The organism is Luteibacter pinisoli (assembly GCF_006385595.1).
In the GTDB taxonomy this organism is placed as follows: domain Bacteria; phylum Pseudomonadota; class Gammaproteobacteria; order Xanthomonadales; family Rhodanobacteraceae; genus Luteibacter; species Luteibacter pinisoli.
This window is the reverse complement of the sequence record NZ_CP041046.1, coordinates 3,881,823-3,905,360: the sequence shown is the minus strand read 5'-3', so window position 1 is coordinate 3,905,360 and position 23,538 is coordinate 3,881,823. Positions and strand designations below refer to the sequence as shown.

The window sequence follows — 23,538 nt, the reverse complement described above, 5'->3', positions numbered from 1 at the left end:
CTCACCATGGATGAAAAGAAAGTGGCCGCTGATGGCGGCCCGATAGACGCTGGCGGCCATAACTACGCCAGGCCCGAGCATCTGGCTAGGCTCAAGGATGCCAGCGACGAACTCTCGAGGTTCAAGGCGCCGACGTTTCTTCACGCGGGAAATCCGTCGGAACGCCTGTTCGTCGTGGCATTTGACGGAACCGGAAACAACAAGTTCACGGATCCCGAGCATGCGACTAACGTCGCAAAGATTAGCGACGAGCTTGAGGCCTTGGCGGAGCGCGATAGCCGGCTCTCGGTTATGTATATCGAAGGTCCCGGGACGACGGGAAGTCGCTTGGAGCGCGGGTTCGACAGTGCGACTGGCGCTTCCTTCGCTGGCAAGATCGAGCGAGCCTACGAAGGCCTGGTCAAGCAGGCGAACGTCTGGCATGAAGATGTTCCTGAAGCCAAGATTCGGGTTCAGGCTATTGGTTTCAGCCGCGGCGCTAGCCAGGTAGCCGGCTTCACGAACATCTTGCATGAGCGCGGAATACCGCGACTTTCAGGCTTCGTCGAACGAGACGACAGCGTCCACTACACGCGGTATGTCGCCTCGCCTGGAACGACGCGCCAGGCCGTCGGCCTCTTCGACCCGGTTGCCACCGGCGTCCCCATGCAGTTCGACCGCCGCCTTCCCTCGTCGGTGGTCTCCGGCTTCCAGATCACCGCGAAGGACGAGTTCCGCGCATCGTTCCCCTCCGACCAGATCATCCCGCCAGGGTTGTCGCAGGACGGCCGTTTCCTGAACATCACGGTGCCAGGCGCCCATTCGGACGTCGGTGGCGGCTACCTCAGGAACGGGCTGTCGATCCGGTCCGGCAACCTGATGCGCGACTACCTGGGTGCGTTCAACGAAACGCCCAGCCTGGTGAAGGAATTCGAACCGACGGACACGCGGTTCAACGTCCTCCACCGCTCGGTGGAAGGGCAGCACATCTTCCGTCTGGATCCTCGCGTCGGCGTTCGCGGCTTTCCCAGTGGCACGAATCACGTTCTCGCCCCGGACCATGTGAACGATGCGGGTGCCTGGCCGCAGAAGCCCGCTGAGCTCAATCCGGACCTGGCCGCGCCGACACGCCACATTCCCATTGGTCCACCGATCACCGAGCCGAACCCGCATCTCAGCTTCGCCCGCCCGACCGCTGCCCAGCTCGTCGAAGCAGGGCGGGGGCCTTCCTATGCGGGCGCGCTGGGACGTGTGGTGGGCGTCGGGGCGACCGTGGCCGACGGCGTGAAGAGCGGCGGTGCCGCTGCCGATGCCTTCGAAGCAGGCAACCATGCAGGCGCCATGTCGCAGGTCGTCCACTTCGCCGGTCGTAATGCCGGTGGCTGGGTGGGTGCCGCTACGTTCGCCTCCGCGGCGGGCGCGGCCGGTATCGAGACCGGGCCCGGGGCGCTTGTCGCCGCGGGTATCGGCGGCATCGTGGGTGGCGTGGCCGGCGAGCGCCTCGCAAACGAATACGACCAGTACCGCATCAACAACCAACGGGACGCCGAGGGCAGGTCATGGACGCTTGATGCGGACCACGGGTGGTCGCAGCGCCTCCCGGCGCTACCTGGGCATCCGCGGGAGCAAGTCATCGTTGCAAGCCCGGAGCTTTCGCGCCGGCTGTCATTCCAGGCCAGCAATACGGCGGTCGAGCTTGCGCTCGCGAATCAGTACGAGCCCAAAGACCCGTACCGTCAGCCGCCGTCGGATCACGATCCGCGCACAGCGGACGCCGTGCCCTGGGTCCGCGACCCCGAGACCAAGGCGTGGTCGCGCCACGTGACCGATCAGTGGCTCGAGCACGGGATGTCGCGCTCGCACGTGGAGACCGCATCGCCGCAACGTGCGGCCGAACTCAATGCGAGCGCCGAACAGACCATTCGTGAAAACGTCGCCCAGTCGCCCCTTGGGGTCGCAGAGCGTTACCTGTCCGTGTACGAACAGGAGCGCTGGCACGAACTGGGCAAGGTTCCCACCGCCGTACAACACGCGCTCCTGACACCGACGGACAAGTTACTGGCCTCGGACGGTCATACCTACACCCACGACCGTTCCGGCGACTGGTCGTCGCCCGGCTTTCTCGGAACGCGGCATGCGGCTGACAACCTGCGGGATGAGCTTGACCATGGATCGCAGGTCGCAAGGAGCACCAGTCAGAGGGCTGACGAGGAACTGGCGTCGATTGACCGCGCTAGTGCCGCACCGGCGGCTAAGCCGACCCGCCTGGACGACCAGGCTCATCCCGACCACGAGCTCTTCACCCAGGCGCGGGCGCATATCGCCGAGCTTGATAAGTCCCTGGGACGCACCCCGGACCAGTTTACGGATAACCTCGCATCAGCCCTGACCGTACAGGCACGCAAGGACGGCTTGTCTCGCATCGATCAGGTGGCACTTTCGACCGACGGTAACGCCCTTTGGGCGGTGGAGACGCCGCCCGGCCGTACGGACCATCTATTCGACTTGCAGACCAAGGTGCCAACGAACGAAGCGACGACGCCCATGGAGCAAAGCGCGGCGCAATGGCCGGCGGCCATGCAGCAATTCCAGGTGCAGCAGCAGGAGAACGCGATGGCGCAGCAGCAGTCGCAGGATCGGCAGCAGCAGGAGAGCGTGGGGCGCGGCATGTCGCGTTGAGAAGGCATGCCCCGTATCGCCACCGCCACGCCCCCGCCAAGCCACTTCCTTCCGATAACTAATGGGCCTTCACCTGCAGGGAAGGCCCCCATGAAAGCGCTCCCCACGTTCGCCGCACTCTGGCTCTGCGTCATAGGCATGCTCCCGCTTTCCGCACGGGCCGCCACCCAGCCCACGGGCGTCTGGCAGCCCGTCGCACCCCTGAAGCAGGTCAACCTGTGGCCGAGTGGTGTTCAGATCGCCCAGCCCGAGAACGACGGCCCGGAGAGCTTCGACGGCCACACCGTCCGAAACGTTACGGTCCCCACCATGACCGTTTCCCCGCCCAAGGGAAAAGCCAACGGTACGTCCGTCGTGGTTTTCCCCGGCGGAGGCTTCAGCGTCCTGGCCATGGACATCGAGGGCACGGAAATCTGCGACTGGCTGACGTCCAAAGGAATCACCTGCGTTCTCCTCAAATACCGCGTCCCTGTCTCCGGCCCGCAGTGGGATGGCTCCTGCCACTGCCGCCGCGAGCCCACCGTCCACATGGCCACGCAGGACGCCCAGCGGGCCATCGTCCTGCTTCGCCACCAGGCCAAAGCCCTGGGGATTGATCCGCATCGCGTCGGTGTCATCGGCTTCTCCGCCGGCGGCCACATGGTCGCGGAGGTGAGCAACGAGAAGGGCATCATCTACCGTCCGGTGGACGACGCCGACAAGGAAAGCGCACGCCCCGACTTCGCCATCGCCGGCTATCCCGGCCACCTGTGGGAAGGGAAGGGGCTGGTGCTCAATCCCACGCTGCACGTCACCTCAGCCGCACCACCCACCTTCATCGTCCAGGCCGAAGACGATCCGGTCGACAGCGTCCGCCAGTCGCTCACCTATTACCTCGCCCTCAAGGAAGCTAACGTCCCGGTGGAGATGCACCTGTACGCGGTAGGCAAGCATGCGTTTGCGCTGCGCCATCCCGAGCTGCCTATCGGTGCGTGGCCGGTGTTGGCGGAGAGCTGGATGCGGTCGATTGGGGTGCTATAGGCGTTGCCCGGTCGGCTATGGCCTTGTCATCGCGGGTAGACGATGAACTGGGCGATCTTGCCCTCGGGCGTGAAATAGGTGGCGGCGCCTACCGTCTTCCCGGCACCTTTGATCTTGAAGAAGCGGTAGGTGAGACCGCCGCGCTTGTCCGCACGCGTCTGTGTGATGGCAATGTCCGAACCGAGGGGCTTGAGCGACGCAGCGAAGTCCTCAATCGTCTGCTTGCTGAAGTAGGCGTTCAGTGCGTCCGTCATGACGCTGCGATCCGGGTGGCCGTCCTGCAGTTGCACGAACAGGCTTCGCGCGGCCGCAAGGGCAGCGGGCGCCTGTGGATCGGCTGCCGACGGAAAAAGCAGCTTCTCCAGCTCGCTCGTGATGGTGGCGCTTGCGGCCCCCGTTCCATTGGTGAGCACCACGATAGCGGTGTCATCGTCCGGGAACAGGGTGTTCTGGGTGCGGAAGCCCGATGCTTCACCACCGTGGTCCCAGCGCAGCCGTCCATCGTCGCCGGCGTGCACGAATAGCCCGAGCCCATAGCCGCTGGCGATACCATCAGCCAGCAGGGTGTCCGTCGTCATCGCTTTCCTGGATGCCGCGGTAAGTACCGTGTCATGCATCAACCCGATATCCCAGCGCGCCAGGTCCGTGGCGGTCATGGCCAGGTTGCCGGCGGCCCATAGCCAGTTCTTCCCTTCGGGCCGTGCCGGCCGGGGTGGGCCCAGCGCGGCGACGTCATAGCCTTCCGGGTCGCGTCCTTCCCAGGGGGCCGTGGCGGTATCGACAACGGACTGCATGCCCAGCTTGTCCGCCATGCGGGTCCGGATGAAATCGGTCAATGGCATGCCCCCGGCGATCTCGATGATCCGGCCGGCGATCATGTATCCGGTATTGCTGTATTCCCACCGTGTCCCGGGCTCGAAACCGAGGGGCCGCTTGCCCCAATCGGAAAGGACGGCAGGTACCGTCGTTGGCCTGGCCATATAGGGTGCCAGGTAATCGAGCGGGTAGTAGTCGACATATCCGGCCGTGTGCGACAGAAGCTGCCGGATGGTTACCTCATTCGCACGCGTAAGCTCGGGAAGGTACTGCGCTACCTTGTCGTCAAGCGAAAGCTTTCCATCCTGCACGAGAAGCATCATCGCGGCGGCGACGAATTGCTTTGTGTTGGAGCCAATCTTGTAACGCATATCGACCGTGGCCGGCGTCCTGCTTTCCAGCCGCGAGAAGCCATAGGCTTTGGCATACACGATCCTGCCGTGCTGCACGATGGCAAGAGAGACACTCGGAACCGACGGATCGTTGAGCGACGTGTTGACCACGGCATCGATGGACTGCGCGGTGGCCGGCGCGATCTGCGCCTGGGTACATACGGGGAGGAGTGCGACGACAAGGACGGCGTAGATGGCGTGGAGTCGGCGCTTGCGCACGAGTAGTCCTGTTGACTGAAAAAGGGAGGCTTAGTCCGTCCGATTATCTGGGCGTGCACTGATAGCGGGCAACACCCGATTGCAATCCGCCTGCGATCGGGAAGCCGGTCTTCGGATCCCGCTGGGGCGCACCGAAACTGGAGTCAAGCAGGAGTACGGGCCCGTCACAGGCTTCGCGGGCCCGTTGATCGCATGACGCCATGTAGTCGCTACCCCCGCCGGTCATCATGCTGCAGCCGACACGGACGACGCCCGTGGCATCCGGCTTCGGTGGCGTCATGTCAAAGAGACTGCACCCGGATAGCCATCCAGCGGTTACGACCAGCAGAACGGCCTTCAACCCCTTGCTTGCCATGCGCATACCTTTCCTTGTGGTAGACCAGCGTGGCGATGCAGGGACCGGGGCCACGCTTCATGGGGCAAGCATAGGTGATGTACGGCCGGGGCGGGTGGCGGCTAGTATCCCGGGCAGCTCGATAGCGCGTGATGGACGGGAGCCTGTCTGATGCGGATACGTCAATGGATGCATGTCGGGGCATGGGGCATGGCGTTGCTCCTGCTATCGGGAGCGGCTGGCGCCATGCAACCGGCGCTGGTCACGGTGCACGTGAAGGTCAGGCAGCCCGATACGGGTGAGCCGGCCCCCGGCATCCGGGTGAAGGTCGGCTACTGGCGATGCGTCCTTGTCGTGGCGTGTGCGATCAAGCCTTTGGCGGAGGGGACGACCGGCCCCGATGGCGAGGTGACGCTGGTCGTGGAGCGGCGGACGTCGATGGTGGTCCAGGATCTGGCCTGCCCCGAAGAAGTCACGATGCTGGCACAGAAGATCCCGCCTGATGAGATAAAGGAAGGGGAGGTGATCGTGGAGGTCACGGCGCGGAAGGTGGTTTGCCGTCCGCATAACAGCCAGGCTGCACGACAACTTCAAGGATCCGAACACCATGACCCCTCGTGACATGACGTTGCGTGCCGTGTTCTTTGCCATGGCCTGTGTGGGCCTTTCCGTTGCCCATGGGGCTGCGCCAGGGGCGCCCTTCGCCTCTCAGGCCGACGCCATCGTCAACCGCTTCACGAAGACGACCGGCCCGGGCGCGTCGGTTGCCGTTTATAGGGACGGCAAGCTCATCTACCAGGCCTCACGGGGCGAGGCGAGCGTTGAGCTTCATGTGCCGGCGAAGGAGGGATCGGTCTATCGGATCGGCTCCATTACCAAGACCGTGACAGCGGCCACCATTCTTTCCCTCGTGCATGAGGGGAAGCTGGCGCTGACGGATCCGCTGGCGAAGTTCCTTCCTGACTTTCCCGGGGCGTCGGGTATCACCATCGCCCAGTTGCTGAGCCATACGGCGGGCGTCAGCGATGAGTGGACTGCCGACCCTGCCCAGCCCCTGGACACCAGGGCGCTCGTGGCCCTGATCGCGAAGCAGCCGCTGGACTTCAAGCCCGGGAGTGAGTGGCGCTACAGCAACTCCGGTTACATGCTGCTGGGTGCCGTGATCGAGCAGGTCACGGGCAAGGCGTGGGACCAGGCGGAGCACGATCAGGTGCTGGTGCCGTTTGGCATGACGCACACGGGCTTTCATCCGGACGACGTGGTCGTGGACGGGGCCGTGCAGGGCTATGGCGCGGATGCCGCTGGCAAGGTCACCAGGCCGCCCTTTGTCTCCATCACGGGGCCGATGAGTGCGGGTGCGCTGTCGTCTACGGCGGACGATATCGCCCGGCTTGCTGTGGGCCTCGGCAATGCGAAGGTCTTTTCGCCGGAGCTGCTCAAGGCGATGACAACGCCGGCAAGGCTATCGGATGGCAGTGACGCGCCCTATGGCCTTGGGCTGGCGCTCTCGACGGTGAAGGGCGAACCGGTTTATGGCCACAACGGCGGCATCGAGGGCTTCTCGTCCCAGTTCTTCGTCGTGCCGAAGGACCACGTGGCCGTCGCCGTGCTGGTGAACTCGGACTCGGGGACGCCCAGCGCACGTGCCATCGCACTGCAGCTCGCAGCGGCCGCCATCGGAAAGCCCTATCAAACCTTCACCGACGTAACGCTGAGCGACCGGGACAAGCAGGCGCTCGTCGGCAGCTACCAGATCCAGGGCGACTCGGCGCATGCCATCACGCTGGAGCATGGTGCGCTGTATATCCAGCGAGCGCCTGGACCGAAACGTCGGCTTGCGACAGCGAAGGGAGACCTTCTCTATTACGCGGGGGAGGGCACGGATTACATCCATGTCGTGAAGGTGGACGGTGGGAAGGTGTCGGGGATTGAGTTTTTTGTGGATGGGGTGGGGCCGGGGCGGGTTGAGAAGCGCGTTGCGGGGGTCAAGTGACACCGTTGGATGACCTTCTTGCTCTCATCAGTGAGACGAGCACGCGCTTTCGGCCAAAGGATGCTGTGTTGTTGAAGAGGGGCCTTGAGGCCGCCTCTCTATTCGGTAAGGCTTCCCCATCCGATCGCTTGCGGGTCGTCGAAAGCGTTTCATCGGACCTTCGGAAGAAGCTACTCGCCATCTCTGGGTTCATGGCTGAGGAAGCCTTGAATGACGGCGGCGAGCGGTGGATTGAAGGCGCCGTTGTTATGCACGTCATCGAAGATTTTGATGACTATCGGGAGAATTTCCGGCGTCTGGCATTGGTAAACTTCGCCGCCGACAGGATCGGCGTACGCCTCGAGGACGTCATCGACCGCGTTGGCAAGATGGGTACAGCGAGGTCGTTTGGATATCTCGGGGACTTCTGCCGAAGAGATCGAAGCCTCAATGGATTGGGTTCGTTTGGGGTAAGGGTGGAGCAGGTGGGTGCCAGGTGGCGATTTGTCCCGGGAGCGAATCCATGATTGATGCTGCCAATGGATACATCCAATTGCCGGATGGGCTAGTTCTCCGTCCAATGATGGCCGCCCAATATATCCCTAGGAACTCCCGTAGCGACGCGTATCCCGTAGGCATTCCAGGAAGCCGAATTTCTCGGCTCGGCTTGCATGAGGTCGACGGGCGAAAGTGGAGTGTGGGAGCCATCTTCGCAAGGACACTCGATCAGGTACTTGTGCAGTTGCAGCTAGACACCATCGTCGACTGGAGCCTCGACAGTGAGAAGCTCCGAAATCGGCATCATATCGAGTACATGCGTGAGGCCTTTCGCGCCTTTCGTCTAAAGCCAGAGCCGGGTGAGGGGGTGCGTGTCGACCTTCCTTGGGGATCTGTCGCCTGTTCGATCGACTTGCGCGGTCTTCAGGCCCTTCTACTGGTCACGTACCATGATCAATGAAGATGGTACTGGCGTCGCCGCCGGCCTCGCGCGCTCTGTGACGTCCACGGCGGTTGTTGTTCGATCGCGGAACGAGGCGAAGCTATATCGCCGACTCAAGTCACATGATGGCCTTGCCGTTCATGAGTTCAGGTCTGACATTGCGACCAAGGTGAATGGCATGTTCGACATCGGGGAGGCGCATTTTATTGCGGTGTTTGTCAGTGCGGCTCAGATCTTTGTGAGGCTCGATGACGTCGTCGCATCGCTACAGGGCGAGGAGACTCCAGTCCGCTACGTACGGGACGATGCCGCGTGCACGTTCTCTGTCCTCGCCAGTGACGGTCGATTCGCCGAAATCACATATCAGATTCCCAGAGATCCGGTGCTTACCGAGCAGCCGTTCCATTACGTCGATGATTCGGATCTCGATATAGGACTTGCGATTCACGATATTGCATTAAGCCTGCAAAAGCAGAGGCAATTGACGTTGACATGGCAATAATGGTTTGAAGTTTCTTGAATGGATATTTGAACCTTGAGGATGGATACCTACATTAAATCGTGGTCAGGTGGACGCCCGATGTGGCGTGCATTGAGCGGCGTAAATCAAGCGCACGACAGAGTTGGGAAGCTCGGATATGAATGAGCAACTGGTCCGAGCATTAATTGATGTATGCGTATTCCTGGAATACTCAGGCGATGACGTCATTGAGCCTGATGCAGCCGTGAAGGCCTTTGAGGACCTGGCGGCGACGCTTCAATCCGCCGAGCCGTCGGTTCAACGAGAGCTACGCTCGGAGATATCGAGACAGGCATCTTCATTTGGTCCCGGGACGTCGTCGTTCGTCGAGCATTTGGCGGACCACATCGGGTTGCATGGCGCGGAGTGACTTAGCCCCGATCGCCTCAGGGTGGTGAGACGACACCCTAAAGTTTTCACGAATCCGGCCGATCCTATGCGATTGAAGAACGGCCGCGGCCGCCCGTGAGGGCTTCCCGCGCGCTATGACCAGGACGGTATGGAGCAGGAACAACATGAGGTTTACAGGGAAAGGTCGTTGGCGCTCAACGACATACGGGCTGATTTCCCTGCTTGCGGTCGCTGCCAGTCACACGGTGGCGGCCCAGCAGAGCGTTTTGGAGAAGCAAGAGCAGTTGCGTCGCGCACAGCAGCTTGAGCACAAGGAAGAGCAGCGCCAACAGGCGCCGTTCCAATCCTCGCCGTCGGGTCAGGTCGAGCGGGTTGATGCGCCGTTGCCCAAGGAAACGCCGTGCTTTCCGCTGCAGAGCCTGCAGCTCGATGGGGAGCGCGTGGCGGAGTTCGCCTGGGCGCAGCATTATCTCGATCGCTTTGTGGGGCAGTGCGTAGGCCGGGACGGCTTGGAGACGCTTCAGCGGCGGCTCTCTAACCTCATGATTGCGCGGGGTTTCGTTACCACGCGTGTAGGCGTGCCGGCACAGGATATCTCCCAGGGCCGCCTACGCATGCTGTTGGTGCCGGGGACGCTGCGCCATATCCGTTTTGCGCCGGGCTCACCGGAGCTCGACTGGCGCTCAGCATTCCCCATCCGCGAGGGCGACCTGCTCAACCTGCACGCCATCGAGCAGGGTCTGGAGCAGCTCAAACGCGTGCCCTCGCAGGACGTGAGCATGGACATCGCGCCTGGCCAGGAAATCGGCGAATCCGACGTTGTCCTGACGGTGCACAAACAGCGCCGCTGGCATGTCGTCGTCGACGCCGGCGACTCCGGCCTCAAAGGCACCGGCAAGTACCAAGGCAATCTCAACGCCTCGTTCGATAACCCGTTCGGCCTCAACGACCTGTTCTCGATCGGCGCTGGCCACGCGCTGGGCACCAACCGCGATGGCGGCAGCACCTTCAGCAAGAACGCCACGTACAGCATCCCCTGGGGTTGGTGGACCTTCAGTGCATCGCTTTCCACGTACCGCTATCGGCAGTGGATCGACGGCTTCAACAGCCGGTTCCGCTCGACGGGAACCTCGACCTCAAGCGACCTCACCGTGCAACGGTTGCTGACCCGTGGCACCTCAAGCAAGACCTCGCTCGAGGCGCGCGTCGCCACACGCAATGCGCATAGTTATATCCAGGGCGTGGAAGTCGGCATCCAGCGCCAGCGTGTCGCCAGTGCCGAACTCGCCCTGGTCCATCGCCATTACTTCGGCCAGGCACAGGTGGATGGGCGCCTGGGCTACCAGCGGGGTACGCCATGGTTTGGCAGCCAGTGGATGGGCTATGACCCCGAGGTGGGCTTCCCGACCAACCGCTACGGGCTGACCACGCTGGACCTGTCGGTGAGCCAGCCGTTCTCGCTGGGCGGCCGCCAGGCCATCTGGGATAGCAGCCTGCGCCTTCAACGCTCTACCGACCACCTGCCGGCGGCCGAACTGATCACCATCGGCGGCCGTTACTCGGTGCGTGGATTCGATGGCGAGCAGACGCTTGCCGGCGAGCGCGGCGCGTACCTCCGCAACACCCTCACATTGCCGCTTGGCGTGGTCGCACCGTACCTCGGTGTGGATCTCGGTCATGTGGCGGGGCCATCGACGCAGCCCGGCCATCGCTCGCTCACGGGCGCGGTGCTGGGTCTGCGTGGCAGCTACAGCGGTTTGAGCTGGGATCTCTTCATCGGCCGGCGCCTGCATGCGCCACGCGGTTTCGACACCGAGCAGCCGGCAACGGGCTTCCAGCTGATCTACCAGTACTGAAACGGGCAGGGGTGCCCAGGCGGGCACCTGACAAAACTTAGGAACGGTCATGATGACGGTCAAGGAAACGATGGCGCGCCCGCGGGGCGCGATGGCTCTGGCGACGTTGCGCTCACTGGCGCTGGCGATTGCTTTTGCCTTGGTGGGCACCCCGGTGGTGTCGTGGGCGCAGCAAGTGCCCGACGCCGCGGCGGGAGCGCACCGCCCGGGGATGGACTCGGCAGCGAACGGCGTCCCGGTCGTGGACATCGTCGCTCCGAACGCGAAGGGCGTGTCGCACAACAAGTACCAGCGCTTCGATGTCGACCAGCGCGGCGTGATCCTCAACAACAGCGCCTCGATCGTGCGGACGCAGTTGGGTGGTTACATCGCAGGCAATGACAACCTCAAGGGAGGCGAGGCCTCGCTGATCCTCAACGAGGTGACCTCGGCGTTGCCAAGCAACCTGCGCGGTTACATCGAAGTGGGTGGCAAGTCGGCAGCCGTGGTGATTGCCAATCCGTATGGCATCACCTGCGATGGTTGCGGTGTCATCAACAGCCAGCGCTTCACGCTCACCACCGGCACCCCGGTGTTTGGTGGCAGCGGTAGCCTGGATGCCTTCCATGTCACCGGGGGCAGCATCGCGATCGGCAGCGGTGGCCTCGATGGTTCGGTGGTCGATCGAACCGACCTCGTCGCGCGTGCCGTGCAGGTGAATGGCCAGCTCTGGGCCAAGGACCTTAACGTCGTCACCGGCACGAACGATGCGAGCTACGCCGATGCAGGTGTACGTGCCAACAACGCCGACGCCGCGCACCCTTCCGTCGCGATCGACGTGGCGGCGCTGGGTGGCATGTATGCGGAAAAGATCCGTCTCGTTGGCACCGAAGCAGGTGTCGGCGTCGTCAGCAGTGGCGCCATCGCGGCACAGGCGGGCGACCTTGAGCTCAGCAGCGCAGGCGAAGTGCGCCTGGGTGGCACGACGGTAGCGCTGAACAACGCCACGCTGAATGCAGCCGGACCGGTCACCCTCAGCGGCAACTTCGGCACACAGAGCGGAAACGTCGCGCTCACCGCGCAGGGCCCGCTTACCGTGCGCGGTGGCCTTATCGCCGGTGGTGCGCTAACCGTGAATGTGGCGGGCGATATCGATGCGTCCGGCCGCCTCAACGCGGGCAACAACATCGCAGTATACGCTTCGGGCGCGCTGGCGAACTCCGGTCTCGTCTACGCGGGCCAGTCGTTCGATCTGCGCACGGGAAGCCTGCGCAATACCGGCACCATCGTCGGCACGGGCGATGGTGCGCTGCGTGCCACCGGCAGTATCGACAATGCTGCGGTCGCCGTCTCTGGTGGTCGTCTCGACTTGCAGGCCGCGAGCATCATGAACCGCGCGGGCGCGATCGTGAATGCCGGGACCATGCTGGCCACGACAACAACGGGCGATGTCGTGAATGACGGCAGCCTGGTCGGTAACTCGGGCCTCGCAGTGAGCGCACAAGGTCTCACCAACCGGGGTGAGCTCGGTGCGCAGCAAGGCAGCGCCGCGCTGACCACCACCCGTGACATGCACCTGGACGGTACGACGGTGGCCGGCGCAACGTTGACCCTGCGTGCGGGCGGTGCGGTTATCCAGCAGGGACAGCTCACCGCCAACGGCATCGATGCCGACGTGGGCTCGCTCGATAACCAGGGCGATTTCTACGCGCGGGGTGATGGGCAGGTCCACGTCAGTGGAAACGTTAGCAACGCTGGCGCGCTGTATGCGGACAACCGCCTGGCGCTGAGCGCGGACGGCGCGGTCAGCAACAGCGGCACGCTGCACGCCGGGACGGATCTTGCGCTCTCGGCGACCACGCTGGACAGCAGCAAGCAGATCGACGCCACGCGCGACCTTTCGCTGAACGCCCAGTCGATTCGCCTGGCCGGCAATGTCCAGGGCGGCCGCGACGTGGCTCTCACGGCGAGCGGAATGCTCGAGAACAACGCCGCCGTGATCGCGGGCCGCGACATGGCGGTCAACGCAGGCTCGCTTGCGAATGGCGGTGCACTGTCCGCGACACGCAACCTCGCCCTGTCGACACGCGGGACTGTCTCAGGGGCGGGCCAGCTCTATGCCGGCCAGGCGCTCACGGCGGAGGCCGGTTCGTTGTCGCTTGGCGTTGGCGGTTCGGTCAGTGCAGGTGACTCAGCGATCTTGCATGTGCATGACGGTCTGCAGAACGCCGGCAGCATCGTGGCCGCGAACGCGCTGTCGATCAACGCGGGCTCCATCGATTCCACGGGATCGTTGGGCAGCACGCAGGGCTCGGCCACGCTCAGCACGACCACGGGCGACCTGCATCTTGGCGGCGTGACCTCCACCGCCACGGGCTTCCAGGCGCGCTCCGCGCAGGCCTTCCTGCTCGACGGCAAGCTGACCGGCGCGACGCTCGACGTCGCGTCCGCCAACACGATGACACTGGGCGGGTCCTTCTACACCTCGGGTAACGCGGTGTTCGAAGCGGGCCAGGCGATGCTGTTGGGTGGCGACGCCTACGCGGATGGCGCGCTGAGCCTGCGTGCCGCTACGTCGCTGGCGCAATCGGGCACGACGCATGCGGGCACCGATCTCTCACTACAGGCGGCAAGCCTCAGCACCCAGGGCACGCTGGATGCGGCTCGCGACGTATCGCTTCGCGCAGATACGCTGAACCTGGCGGGCCGAACGCAGGCGGGGCACGATCTCACGCTGACCGTTGCGCAGGAAGTGGCCAACGCGGGCCTGCTCTACGCGGGCCACGTGCTGAGCCTCGATGCGGCGAGTTTCACCCAAGCCGCGGCTGGCGAAGTTAACGCGGCCGGCAAGCTCTCGCTGTCGGTCACGGGCGCCCTGTCGAGCGATGGCGCGCTGATCGGCGGCAACGGGCTGGATGTGCATGCGGGTAGTCTGCGTAGTGGCGGCCAGCTCGGCACCACCGCGGGCGATGTGACGCTCACCACGACGCAAGGTGACCTCGCGCTGGCGGGGACCACCGTGGCTGCGGGGCGTATCGACGCCACCTCCGCGGGCGTGCTGGCGCAGGCAGGCTCCTTCAGTGCTTCATCGGCCGGACTGAACGCCGCGGGCGACCTGACCCTTGGTGGCGACACGTCGGTCAACGGCGCGCTTGCGCTGCAGGCGGGCCGCGATCTGCACAACTCGGGTAGCGTCTATACAGCGGGCACGCTCGATGTGCATGCCGCGCGCGATCTGGATAACCGTGGCAGCATCGCCTCGGAGCAGGCGCTCACCGCCATCGCGCAAGGCGCGTTTACCCAGGACGCCAATAGCAAGCTCCAGTCGAACGGTCACCTCGACGTCCGTGCGGGCAGCATTGATAGTGCTGGCCTGCTGGCCGGTGCACATGACGTAACGGTGGCCTCGCAGGGCGATGCGACCCTGTCCGGTGTCGCGCAGGCGGGCGGCACGCTGGGGGTCACTGCCTCGGGCGGACTGAGCAACGGCGGCAAGCTGCTGGCATCCAGCGGCCTCAGCTTGGATGCCACGCGTATCGGTAACACCGGCGAGATCTCCACGGATGGCGCGCTGTCGCTGCACGCCGCGGGCACGCTCGATAACCAGGGCAACATCTACAGCGGAAAGGCGCTCACGCTCGGCGGCACGGACTTCACCCAGGGTGGCTCGGCCACACTGACGGGTGCTGATGACGTCGGCGTCGATGTCTCGGGTGCCGTGACCAACGCCGGCAAGCTGGTCGCGGCGAAGACGCTTGATGTGAAGGGTGCGAGCGTGGCCAGCACGGGCACGCTCGGCACGCAGCAGGGTGACGTGCATCTGTTGGCACGCCAGGGCGACCTGGTGCTTGGTGGCACCGTCGCTTCGGCGTCGAGCCTTGATGCCACGGCCAGCGGCGCGCTTCGCCAGAGCGGCCAGCTCGCGGCGACGGGCCTGACCCTGAACGCCGCGGGCGATCTCGTGACCCAGGGCGATGTCGCCGCCCGAACCGCCGTGCTCTCGAGCGGCGCCGCTCTGAAGCAGATGGGCACGCTTAGCGCGGAGAGCATCACGCTCGACGGCGTGGCAGTCAGCAACGATGGCCGCACGCTTTCCTCGAACGACCTTACCGTGCACGGGAGCACGGTCGACATCGCGGGCACGCTCGCTGCCGGCCTGAAGGACGACGGCACGCTGGGGACCGTCGGCGACCTGCATGTGCTGGCGGATACCGCGCTCACCGCGCATGGCAGCCTGCTCACGGGTCACGCACTCGATGTCCAGGGCAACACCCTGGATCTGTCATACGGCACGCAACGAGCGGGTGGTGATGCTCTGTTGCTGGCGCGCACGGGCAACATCGACCACACCGGCGGTGACTTTGCAGCAGGTGGCGCACTCACGGCGCAGGCGAGTGGCGCCTTGATCAACCGTGGTGTAGACGGTCACGACGCGCGCCTCCAGGCGAATACGTTGCTGCTATCGGCGGCGTCTATCGACAACGGCCGAGGCAAGCTTCTGCAGACCGGCACTTCAGCGCTCGCGCTGCGCACGGCCGGTACGCTCGACAACACGAGCGGTACCATCGCCAGCAACGGCAGTGATCTGACGCTGCACGGCAGTCGTGTCGTCAACAACGGTGGTACGGTGCAGCTGGCCGGCACGGGGACACTTGATGTCAGCGCCGACCAGGACGTGGATAACCGACAGGGCACGATCATCGGCAACGGCACCACCCAGGTGTCCGCTGCCACGACCCTCGCCAACGATGGCGGTCTGATCAACGCGCAGGGCGCCACCACGATTGTGGCGGGTTCGCTGAGCAACACCGCGAACGGTGCTATCTCGGGCACTTCGCTGGGCGTGACGGTTACCAACGGCGTGAACAACGCCGGTGGCCTGCTCCAGGCGACGACGGGCAACGTCGGCGTCACGGCGGGTTCGCTTGCCAACGCGGGCGGCACCATCCAGTCCGTTCCGGGTGCGGTGACCCTCGGCGTAGGCGGCACGCTGGACAACGGAAGCGGCATCATCGCTGCCGGCGGTCTGGCGACGCTCAACTCCGCGCGCCTCATCAACGCCGGCACCATCGCCGGCGGCCAGCTTACCGTGTTGGCCACCGATACCGTGGCCAACACCGGCCGCCTGCAAAGCCTCGGCGCGCTTGACTTGCGTGCCAACAACGGCCTCAACAACAACGGCGGTGCGATCGAGGCCAACGGCGCGACCACGCTCAACGCGGCATCGATCTCCAATGTCGGCGGCCGTATTTCCAACGCGAGCACGGCGCTTACCCAGGTGAATGCCACGGGAGGCATTGATAACCGTGGTGGCACGCTGGGCGGGCAGGGCGATGTGAACCTGTCGGGCACGTCCGTCTCAAACACGCAGGGCGGCACGCTGGTCGCGGCCGGCAACATGACGCTCGGCACCGGCCAGTTCGACAACACCAGCGGCAATGTGTACGCCGGCAACACCTTCAACTTCGTTAACGCCGGTGCCTCGGCGAACAACACCAACGGCAAGATCACTGCCGGCCGCCAGCTCAACCTCACCCTGGCCTCGCTCAACAACAGCGGCGGCACTGTGCAGGCGGGCATCGATGGCGTGGGCGGTGTGGGCAACGTCGCACTGGACGTGCACAGCATCAGCGGCCAGGGCAGCATCATCGCCAACAACACGCTGGGCATGCACCTGGTGGGTGACTACATTCAGTCTGCGGGGTCGAGCATCAAGGCCAACGGCGGCTTCAGCCTGGCCGTGGACGGGCAGTTCATCAACAACGGCAGCATCCAGGCGGTGAACGGGCTGACGATCAGCGCGGCGAACATCACCAACAACACAGGGGCACTGCTTAACTCGGCCAACACCCAGCTCAACACCGGCGGCACCATCACCAACGCCGGCAACATCGAAGGCAATACGGTCGGCCTGCACGCGGGCACGGTGAACAACACCGGCAGCATCATGGGCGACAACGTCACGATCCAGGCCGCTACGGTGATCAACGGTGCTGACTTCGGCCAGGCTACCGGCAACGCCGACTACCAGAGCGGGACTATCGCCGCGACGAACAGCGTAGATATCTACACCAGCTACCTGCTCAACCGTGACGCGCAGATCTTCAGCGTCGGCAGCATCAACGTGGCGGGGGCGGGGCGTAACGGTCAGGGGCTTTTCGACACCCGCGCCGGCCAGATCGACAATATCTCCGGTTCGATCCAGGCCCAGGGCAGCATCCTGCTCGCCGCGAACCAGATCAATAACGTACGCCGCGTGCTCAACACCACGAGCCATACGCTGACCGCAGAGGAATCCGCAGCGTCGCAGCCGTTGCCGCGCTCGGATTACAAGCATACGGTCAACAAGGTCCAGGAGTTCGAGACGTATACCGAGTACCACACCATCGACGAGACGGTGGTGAACGCTGCCAGTGCGCAATCGCAGATTGTGGCGGGCGGCAATATCTCGCTGTATGGCTCGGTGACCAACAATACCTCGACCATCGCCGCGAACGGCTTCCTCGCCGTGAATCAGCAGGGTGCGGGCGGCGGTACAGGCATGGTGTTCGGTAACGAAAATGTTGCCAACCAGTCCCTGGCGGCCGGACGCACGATCCAGGCCGTGGCGGTGACGCACCATATTGGCTGTGGCTGGGAGCCGGATCTCTGCCAGGACAACGATTTCGACACGTACAGCTATCGGCCCGATACCGATCCGTCGCACTACATCCACGACAACTACACCGCCCTCGGCGCGGTGATGTCGGGTGCGCAGGGCGTTTCCATCGGTGGAGTGAACGTCTCTAACGGCGGGGTGGCCGCGGACGGCCGCTCGGTTGGCAACACCCGCCTGGATCCCAACGCGCAGGCGATCGGCCTGTCGTCGGTGAACAAGGGCAATGCGCAGGGTGCAGCCGGCCTGCCGGTGGGCGCGCAAGTCGATCCGGCAACGGGCCATGCGCCGCAGGTGCTGGGCGGTGCCGGCCAGCCGCTGGCGGGCGTGACCCTGCCAACCGGTGGCATCTACAGCGTGCGCGGTGGCGATAGCGTCTCTGTGGATGGGCCCACGGTGGGCGGCCAGATCACCGCGGCGTCGGCGGGTTCGCGTAGTGCCGTGGGCGGTGTGGACGCGGGTGCGCTCTCGGCCTCGGCCACGGGCGCCTCGGCCCGTTACGCCGGGATGTTCGGCAACGCCTACCTCGCCGCACTGCTCGGCCATGCGCCGAGCAGCAACTACCTCATCGAGACCAACGCGCGCTTCGCCGACTACAGCCAGTTCATCAGCAGTGACTTCCTGCTGGACAAGCTGGGGCTGGACCCGGCGCGCACGATGATGCGCCTGGGCGATGGTTTCTATGAGCAGCAGCTGGTGACCAACCAGGTGACGCAGCTCACTGGCCGCACCTACCTGGCCGACTACAGCAGTGGCCTGGAGGAATACCAGGCGCTGATGAACAACGCCACGCAGGTGGCCCAGGCGATGAACCTGAGCGTGGGCGTTGCGCTTACCGCCGATCAGGTCAGCGCGCTGACCCAGGACATGGTCTGGATGGTGCAGCAGACCGTCGATGGCCATGAGGTGCTGGTCCCGGTGGTCTACCTCGCCAAGGGCGGCTTGGGCCTCACCGCCCAGGGCGCGGTGATCGCGGGCGGCGATGTGAACATCAACGCCACGGGAACGCTTTCAAACGACGGCACGATCCGTGGCGAGAACAGCACGCTGCTGACGGCGAAGGATCTGCTTAACAGCGGCCGTATCTCCAGCGGTGGCCTCACGGCGATCAACGCTACCGGCAATATCACCAACCTCAATGGCCGTATCGACGGTGCGGGCGTAAGCCTCGTAGCCGGTGGCGATATCCGTTCGGAAAATGTGGGTGGGCTTGTCGGGCGCGGCATGGATGCGTCGAGCATCACTGCTACGCAGGGCCTGCAGATCAGCGCGGGGAACAACCTTTCGTTGAGTGGGACCAAGATCACGGCGGGCGGCGATGCGCTGCTTTCGGCGGGACATGACCTGACCCTGGCGGGGCAGGGCGTCACGGCGGGTGGCAGTCTCGCGCTGGCGGCGGGCAACAACCTGTCGCTGGAATCGAGCCTTACCACCACGCATCCGTACGCGTGGAGCAACTCGCTTACCGGGACGCAGGTGCAGGGCATCACGCTGAGCGCTGGCAACGGTATGTCGCTGATGGCCGGCAACGACCTCAGCCTGTCGGCCACCACGCTGAGGGCGGGGGGCAACGCGTCGCTGCAGGCAGGTAACGACCTGACCGTGGGCGCTGTGCAGAGCGGCACCCGCTGGAAGACGGAGACGACCAGCAGCTCGATCGACGCGGGCGGCTCACTGCTGCTCCAGGCGGGACATGACCTGGGCGTACAGGCGAGCACGTTGAAGTCTGGCGGCGACATGGGTGTGCTCGCCGGCCACGATCTGTCGCTGACCGCGACCACGAACGGCAGCGCCACCAAGGTGACCCACGACGTTACGACGCTGGATGCGGGTGGCAGCCTCGCGGTGGCCGCTGGCCACGATGCGACGCTGGAAGGCACCCAGCTCAAGGCAGCCGGCACGGCCGCGATCCAGGCGGGCAACGACCTCACGCTGACCACCGTGACGGACAGCCAGACCAGCACCGCCAACTGGAAGGAAGGAAAGAAGAAGATCACCCAGACCACCACCGACGAGACGGTGCGCGGGGTGACGCTGGAGGCCGGAAAGGGCGTCCAGATCGCGGCGGGCCATGACGTCAATCTCGAGTCGGCAACCGTGAATACCACTGGTGACCTGACCGTCGCCGCGGGCCATGACCTGAACCTGACGACAGCCGATGAAACGCACACGGTTGTCACCGATACAAAGAAAAAGAAGGGCGGCCTGCTTAGCAGCAAGACCACGACGACGCATGACGAGGTCTCAGAGACGTATGCGATTGGCACAGGGCTGACCGGTGCCAACGTCAACCTGATTGCCGGTAACGACCTTAACGCGACGGCCGCCAAGGTCAGTTCGGATGGTGCCATCGCGCTATCCGCCGGTCACGACGTGAACCTCATGGCGGGCGAAGACGTTTACGACGAGGGCCACAGCAGGACGGTGACGCGGTCGGGTATGACGCGCGGCACCCTACCGGCGGACTGGAACTACCAAAAGCAGACAAAGGCAAACGCGGATGTCAGCGAAGATCACGTTGCTATCGGCACGACCCTTAGTGGCGACTCGGTCACGGTCAGCGCCAGGCACGACATCAACACCGAGGCAGCGCAGATCGCGGGCACCCACGATGTAACGCTCGCGGCTGGGAACAACCTCAACATTGGTACGGCTCTCTCCACGCATGCCGAAGGACACGAACAAAAGGTCTCCACCTCTGGGTTCATCCAGGACGGGCTGCACGTCACCATTGGCAACCAGAAGCAGAAGGGCACACTGGATGTTACGCAGGTGGATGCGACGGGTAGCCTTGTCGGAAGCACTGATGGGCGTGTAACGCTGGCCGCAGGACAGGATGTCCATATCACAGGGTCGGATGTCATCAGTCATGCTGGGACGTCGATCGTTGGGCAGAATGTGACGATTGATGCGGGGCTGGGGAGCGTAGATACGCGTCAGACCCAATCAGTTCACTCTGGCGGAATTAACGTAGGCCTGACTGGAGGAGCTGTTGCCACCGCTCAGGGCATCTACGGGTCTGCGCACGCGGCAAGCCAAACGGATGACGACCGACTCAAGGCGCTTTACGCCGCGCGCGCTGCATACGGGGTGTACGACGCCGTCTATGGGAATGACGATCAGGACTCGAACGGTTCGAATGGCCTGAGCGTACGTATTGGCCTAGGCGCGAGTACAGTCAATAGCCACACCAATTCCCACGACGATACGACAGGTGCAAGCCATATTCGTAGCGACGGCGATGTCAGCATTGCTGCGGGCAACGGCGATCTCAACGTCATCGGGAGTGCCATTAGCGGCAAGGATGTAGCGCTTGCGGCAACGGGTGATCTGAATCTCATTAGCCAGCGAGAGACGCATTCCCAGAATAGCGGTAGCGCAAACGCCAGTGGTGAACTCGGATTTAGCATCGGCAGCCAAACTGGCTTCTACGTGACGGCGAGCGTTGGTAAGGGCATTGCTCACGGAAATGGTTCGACTAACGCCAATACGTCAGTTAATGCGTCCGAGACGCTTACCCTTCTGTCCGGAAACGACACGAACATCCTGGGCGCCCAGGCGAGGGGGCAAACCGTTGTCGCCGCGATAGGTGGCGACCTGAATATTGCGAGTCAGCAGGCTACCAACGACTACGCAAGTCAGTATTGGCAGGTGGGCGGAACGTTCGTCTATGGATATGGTAGCCAGGTCAACATCGCTGCCGGGAAGACTACGAGCAACTACAAGAGCGTCGATGAGGTTAGTGGCATTGGTGCTGGGTCTGGCGGATTCAATATCTACGTTGGCGGTAACACCGATCTAAAGGGTGGGGTGATCGCTAGTTCATCGGAAACATCGAAGAACGTCCTTAACACCGGCTCGATCTCCTTTAGCGACATCGAGAACAAGGCGGAATATCATTCCGCGAGCGCCAGCGTATCCGCTGGCGGCGGCAATTTTTCCGGAAGCATTGGTCTTCCCCAATCGAAGGATACTGCCAGCACAACGCGCGCCGGTGTTGCCGACGGCGCGCTTATCGTTCGCAACCAGCCGGACACTGACCTGAGCGCCCTGGATCGGAAGCCCGATATTGACGCAGGTGGCCTGAAGCCGATCGACGAGAAAAAGCTCGCGCAGGACCAGGAAGCATTCCAGGTCGCGACACAGCTTGGCTTCTCAATTACGAAGGACATCGTGAAGTCACAGCGCGATGAGGCCTATTCCCGACTCCAGGATGCTTCAAGTGATATGCAGGCTGCGACGAACGATGACGAGCGCGCAGCCGCATCAGCCAAGCGTGACGCCGCTCTGTCGGACCTGAATCACTGGACCGATGGCGGCTCGTATAAGATCGCGGCCGATGTTCTTGTTGGCACCGTCTCTGCGTACCTCGGTGGCGGAAAAGCCGTCGCTGGTGCCGCAGGTGCGGCTGCCAATGACGAATTCCTGACGGCCATCAGTGTTGGTCTACAGCGGAATGGTATTGACGCTGATAAGGCCGAAAGCAGCGGATTGATGACCCTTGCCGCCATCGGTCTTGGGTATGGCGTAGGAACGGTGGTGGGGAGTGGATCCACCGGCGCTGCGACGGGGGACGCAGCCCAGACCTACGGCTTCTATGATTATCGAGATGGTAAAGTTCAAACGTTGAAGTGGGCGCACGATAGCTTGACGGCTCTCACTGGTGGCGATGACGCCGTGAGCGCCGCCCGTCAGCACATCATCGACGAAGCGATTAAGAACGGCGCCGATCCCGTGGCTCTCGCTGCGGCGCTCACGGCACCCGGCGTAAGTGAGGACTTGAATGGGCTGGCGGTCGTCGAGGCCACGTCGTACAAGATGTACGGTGGAACGTCCTTCAATGATCTGTCCGATAGTCAAAAATCAGCGGTGCTGGAGGCCATTGGTGGCACTGTCACTGTCGGGCCGATCGAACATCAGGGCCAGGGCGCGGATGTCGCTGACTCGGCAGCTTCGCCGACCTCACAGGGCAGTAGCGCAGATGCGATCAGCGGAAACATTCGGGAGGCCGCCGGATCGGCTCTCACCTATGTGGTGGTCAGTGGCGAGAAGGGGGTCGAGAAGGCAGTCAACTGGGTGGGTGCTGACAACGCGGAGGCATTGGGCTACGCCGTCGCTCTCGCTACCTCAGGGCCCGCAAAGTTCGGTTTCGGTCTTATTCTGGACAAATCGGGTGTCACCGGCCAGATCCAGGCGGTAAAGCAGGAGTATCTCGTCGATCCGGCGGCCAACTGGATCGGAGCCTACGGCTTTAACGCGCAAACCCCCGAGCAACTCAATGCGGTGCATCCGGCATCGAATACCGTTGCATCCGTTGGGGTTGACTCGGTCCTCGCCATGGTTGGTGGTGCGATAAAAGACAGCGCAAAATCCATAGTCCAGCAGTCGAACGGCTTCTCCGATAAGGTCGGTTCCGCAGAGGAATCAATCTTGAATGGGGTGGATCGTCCCACCGCAAAGCAATCCGAGGTCGACGTCGGAAAGGATCTGGGTGAGGGTGCCAGGCCGCAAGTCAGCTACAAGGATGGTGAGGAGGTAAAATACGGTACGCCCGGGAGCGTCAGGCCAGATTGGTGCCAGGGGACTACCTGTAGCGTTGAAGTAAAGAACTACAATCTGACGACGAATGAGCAGGGTTTGATCAGCAGCATCACAACCCAGGCTAAGCAGCGGGTAGACAACCTGCCTGAGGGAATGGTGCAGAAAGTCGTGATCGACATACGCGGACAGAACGTCGATTCAGATCAGGTTCGTCGAATCACGAAGGCCATTGTCGAGAAGTCAGGTGGCGTGATCAAAGCCGAAGATATTCAGTTCAAGAGGTGA

The 23,538-nt window shown here is 63.6% G+C and carries 10 protein-coding genes; 9 read left to right on the top strand and 1 reads right to left on the bottom strand.

The window, feature by feature from the left end:
- Positions 1-6: 6 nt before the first annotated feature.
- Together FIV34_RS17700 and FIV34_RS17695 are read left to right on the top strand one after the other, a co-directional pair.
- The gene (locus tag FIV34_RS17700) at positions 7-2,658 is read left to right on the top strand and encodes a T6SS phospholipase effector Tle1-like catalytic domain-containing protein (RefSeq protein ID WP_139984840.1); all 2,652 of its coding nucleotides are present in this window, start codon (positions 7-9) and stop codon (positions 2,656-2,658) included.
- 90 nt (positions 2,659-2,748) lie between these two features.
- Entirely contained in the window at positions 2,749-3,678 is a 930-nt protein-coding gene (locus tag FIV34_RS17695) for an alpha/beta hydrolase (RefSeq protein WP_139984839.1), read from the top strand.
- A gap of 26 nt (positions 3,679-3,704) precedes the next feature.
- On the opposite strand, the gene FIV34_RS17690 is transcribed toward FIV34_RS17695, so the two are convergent.
- Positions 3,705-5,105: a serine hydrolase domain-containing protein gene (locus FIV34_RS17690; protein ID WP_139984838.1), complete on the bottom strand. Its 1,401-nt coding sequence runs from the start codon at positions 5,103-5,105 to the stop codon at positions 3,705-3,707.
- A gap of 544 nt (positions 5,106-5,649) precedes the next feature.
- On the opposite strand from FIV34_RS17690, the gene FIV34_RS17685 reads away from it, so the two are divergent.
- From FIV34_RS17685 to FIV34_RS17655, 7 genes are all read left to right on the top strand, one after another.
- Complete coding sequence (locus FIV34_RS17685) at positions 5,650-6,060, top strand: hypothetical protein (RefSeq protein ID WP_139984837.1); 411 nt, start codon at positions 5,650-5,652, stop codon at positions 6,058-6,060.
- Positions 6,047-7,432 carry a serine hydrolase domain-containing protein gene (locus FIV34_RS17680; protein ID WP_139984836.1) on the top strand — a complete coding sequence of 462 codons (1,386 nt, stop codon included), beginning with the start codon at positions 6,047-6,049 and terminating at the stop codon, positions 7,430-7,432. The genes FIV34_RS17685 and FIV34_RS17680 overlap by 14 nt, the downstream gene beginning before the upstream one ends.
- Before the next feature lie 5 nt (positions 7,433-7,437).
- Positions 7,438-7,938: a hypothetical protein gene (locus FIV34_RS17675; RefSeq protein WP_139984835.1), complete on the top strand. Its 501-nt coding sequence runs from the start codon at positions 7,438-7,440 to the stop codon at positions 7,936-7,938.
- Between the two features lie 420 nt (positions 7,939-8,358).
- Complete coding sequence (locus FIV34_RS17670) at positions 8,359-8,853, top strand: hypothetical protein (protein ID WP_139984834.1); 495 nt, start codon at positions 8,359-8,361, stop codon at positions 8,851-8,853.
- A 136-nt stretch (positions 8,854-8,989) separates the two neighbouring features.
- On the top strand, positions 8,990-9,241 hold the full coding sequence (locus FIV34_RS17665; RefSeq protein WP_139984833.1) for a hypothetical protein: 252 nt from the start codon (positions 8,990-8,992) through the stop codon (positions 9,239-9,241).
- Between the two features lie 247 nt (positions 9,242-9,488).
- A complete protein-coding gene (locus tag FIV34_RS17660; protein ID WP_246058666.1) occupies positions 9,489-11,078 on the top strand; it encodes a ShlB/FhaC/HecB family hemolysin secretion/activation protein in 1,590 nt (529 codons plus the stop codon).
- Between the two features lie 49 nt (positions 11,079-11,127).
- A complete protein-coding gene (locus FIV34_RS17655; protein ID WP_139984831.1) occupies positions 11,128-23,538 on the top strand; it encodes a hemagglutinin repeat-containing protein in 12,411 nt (4,136 codons plus the stop codon).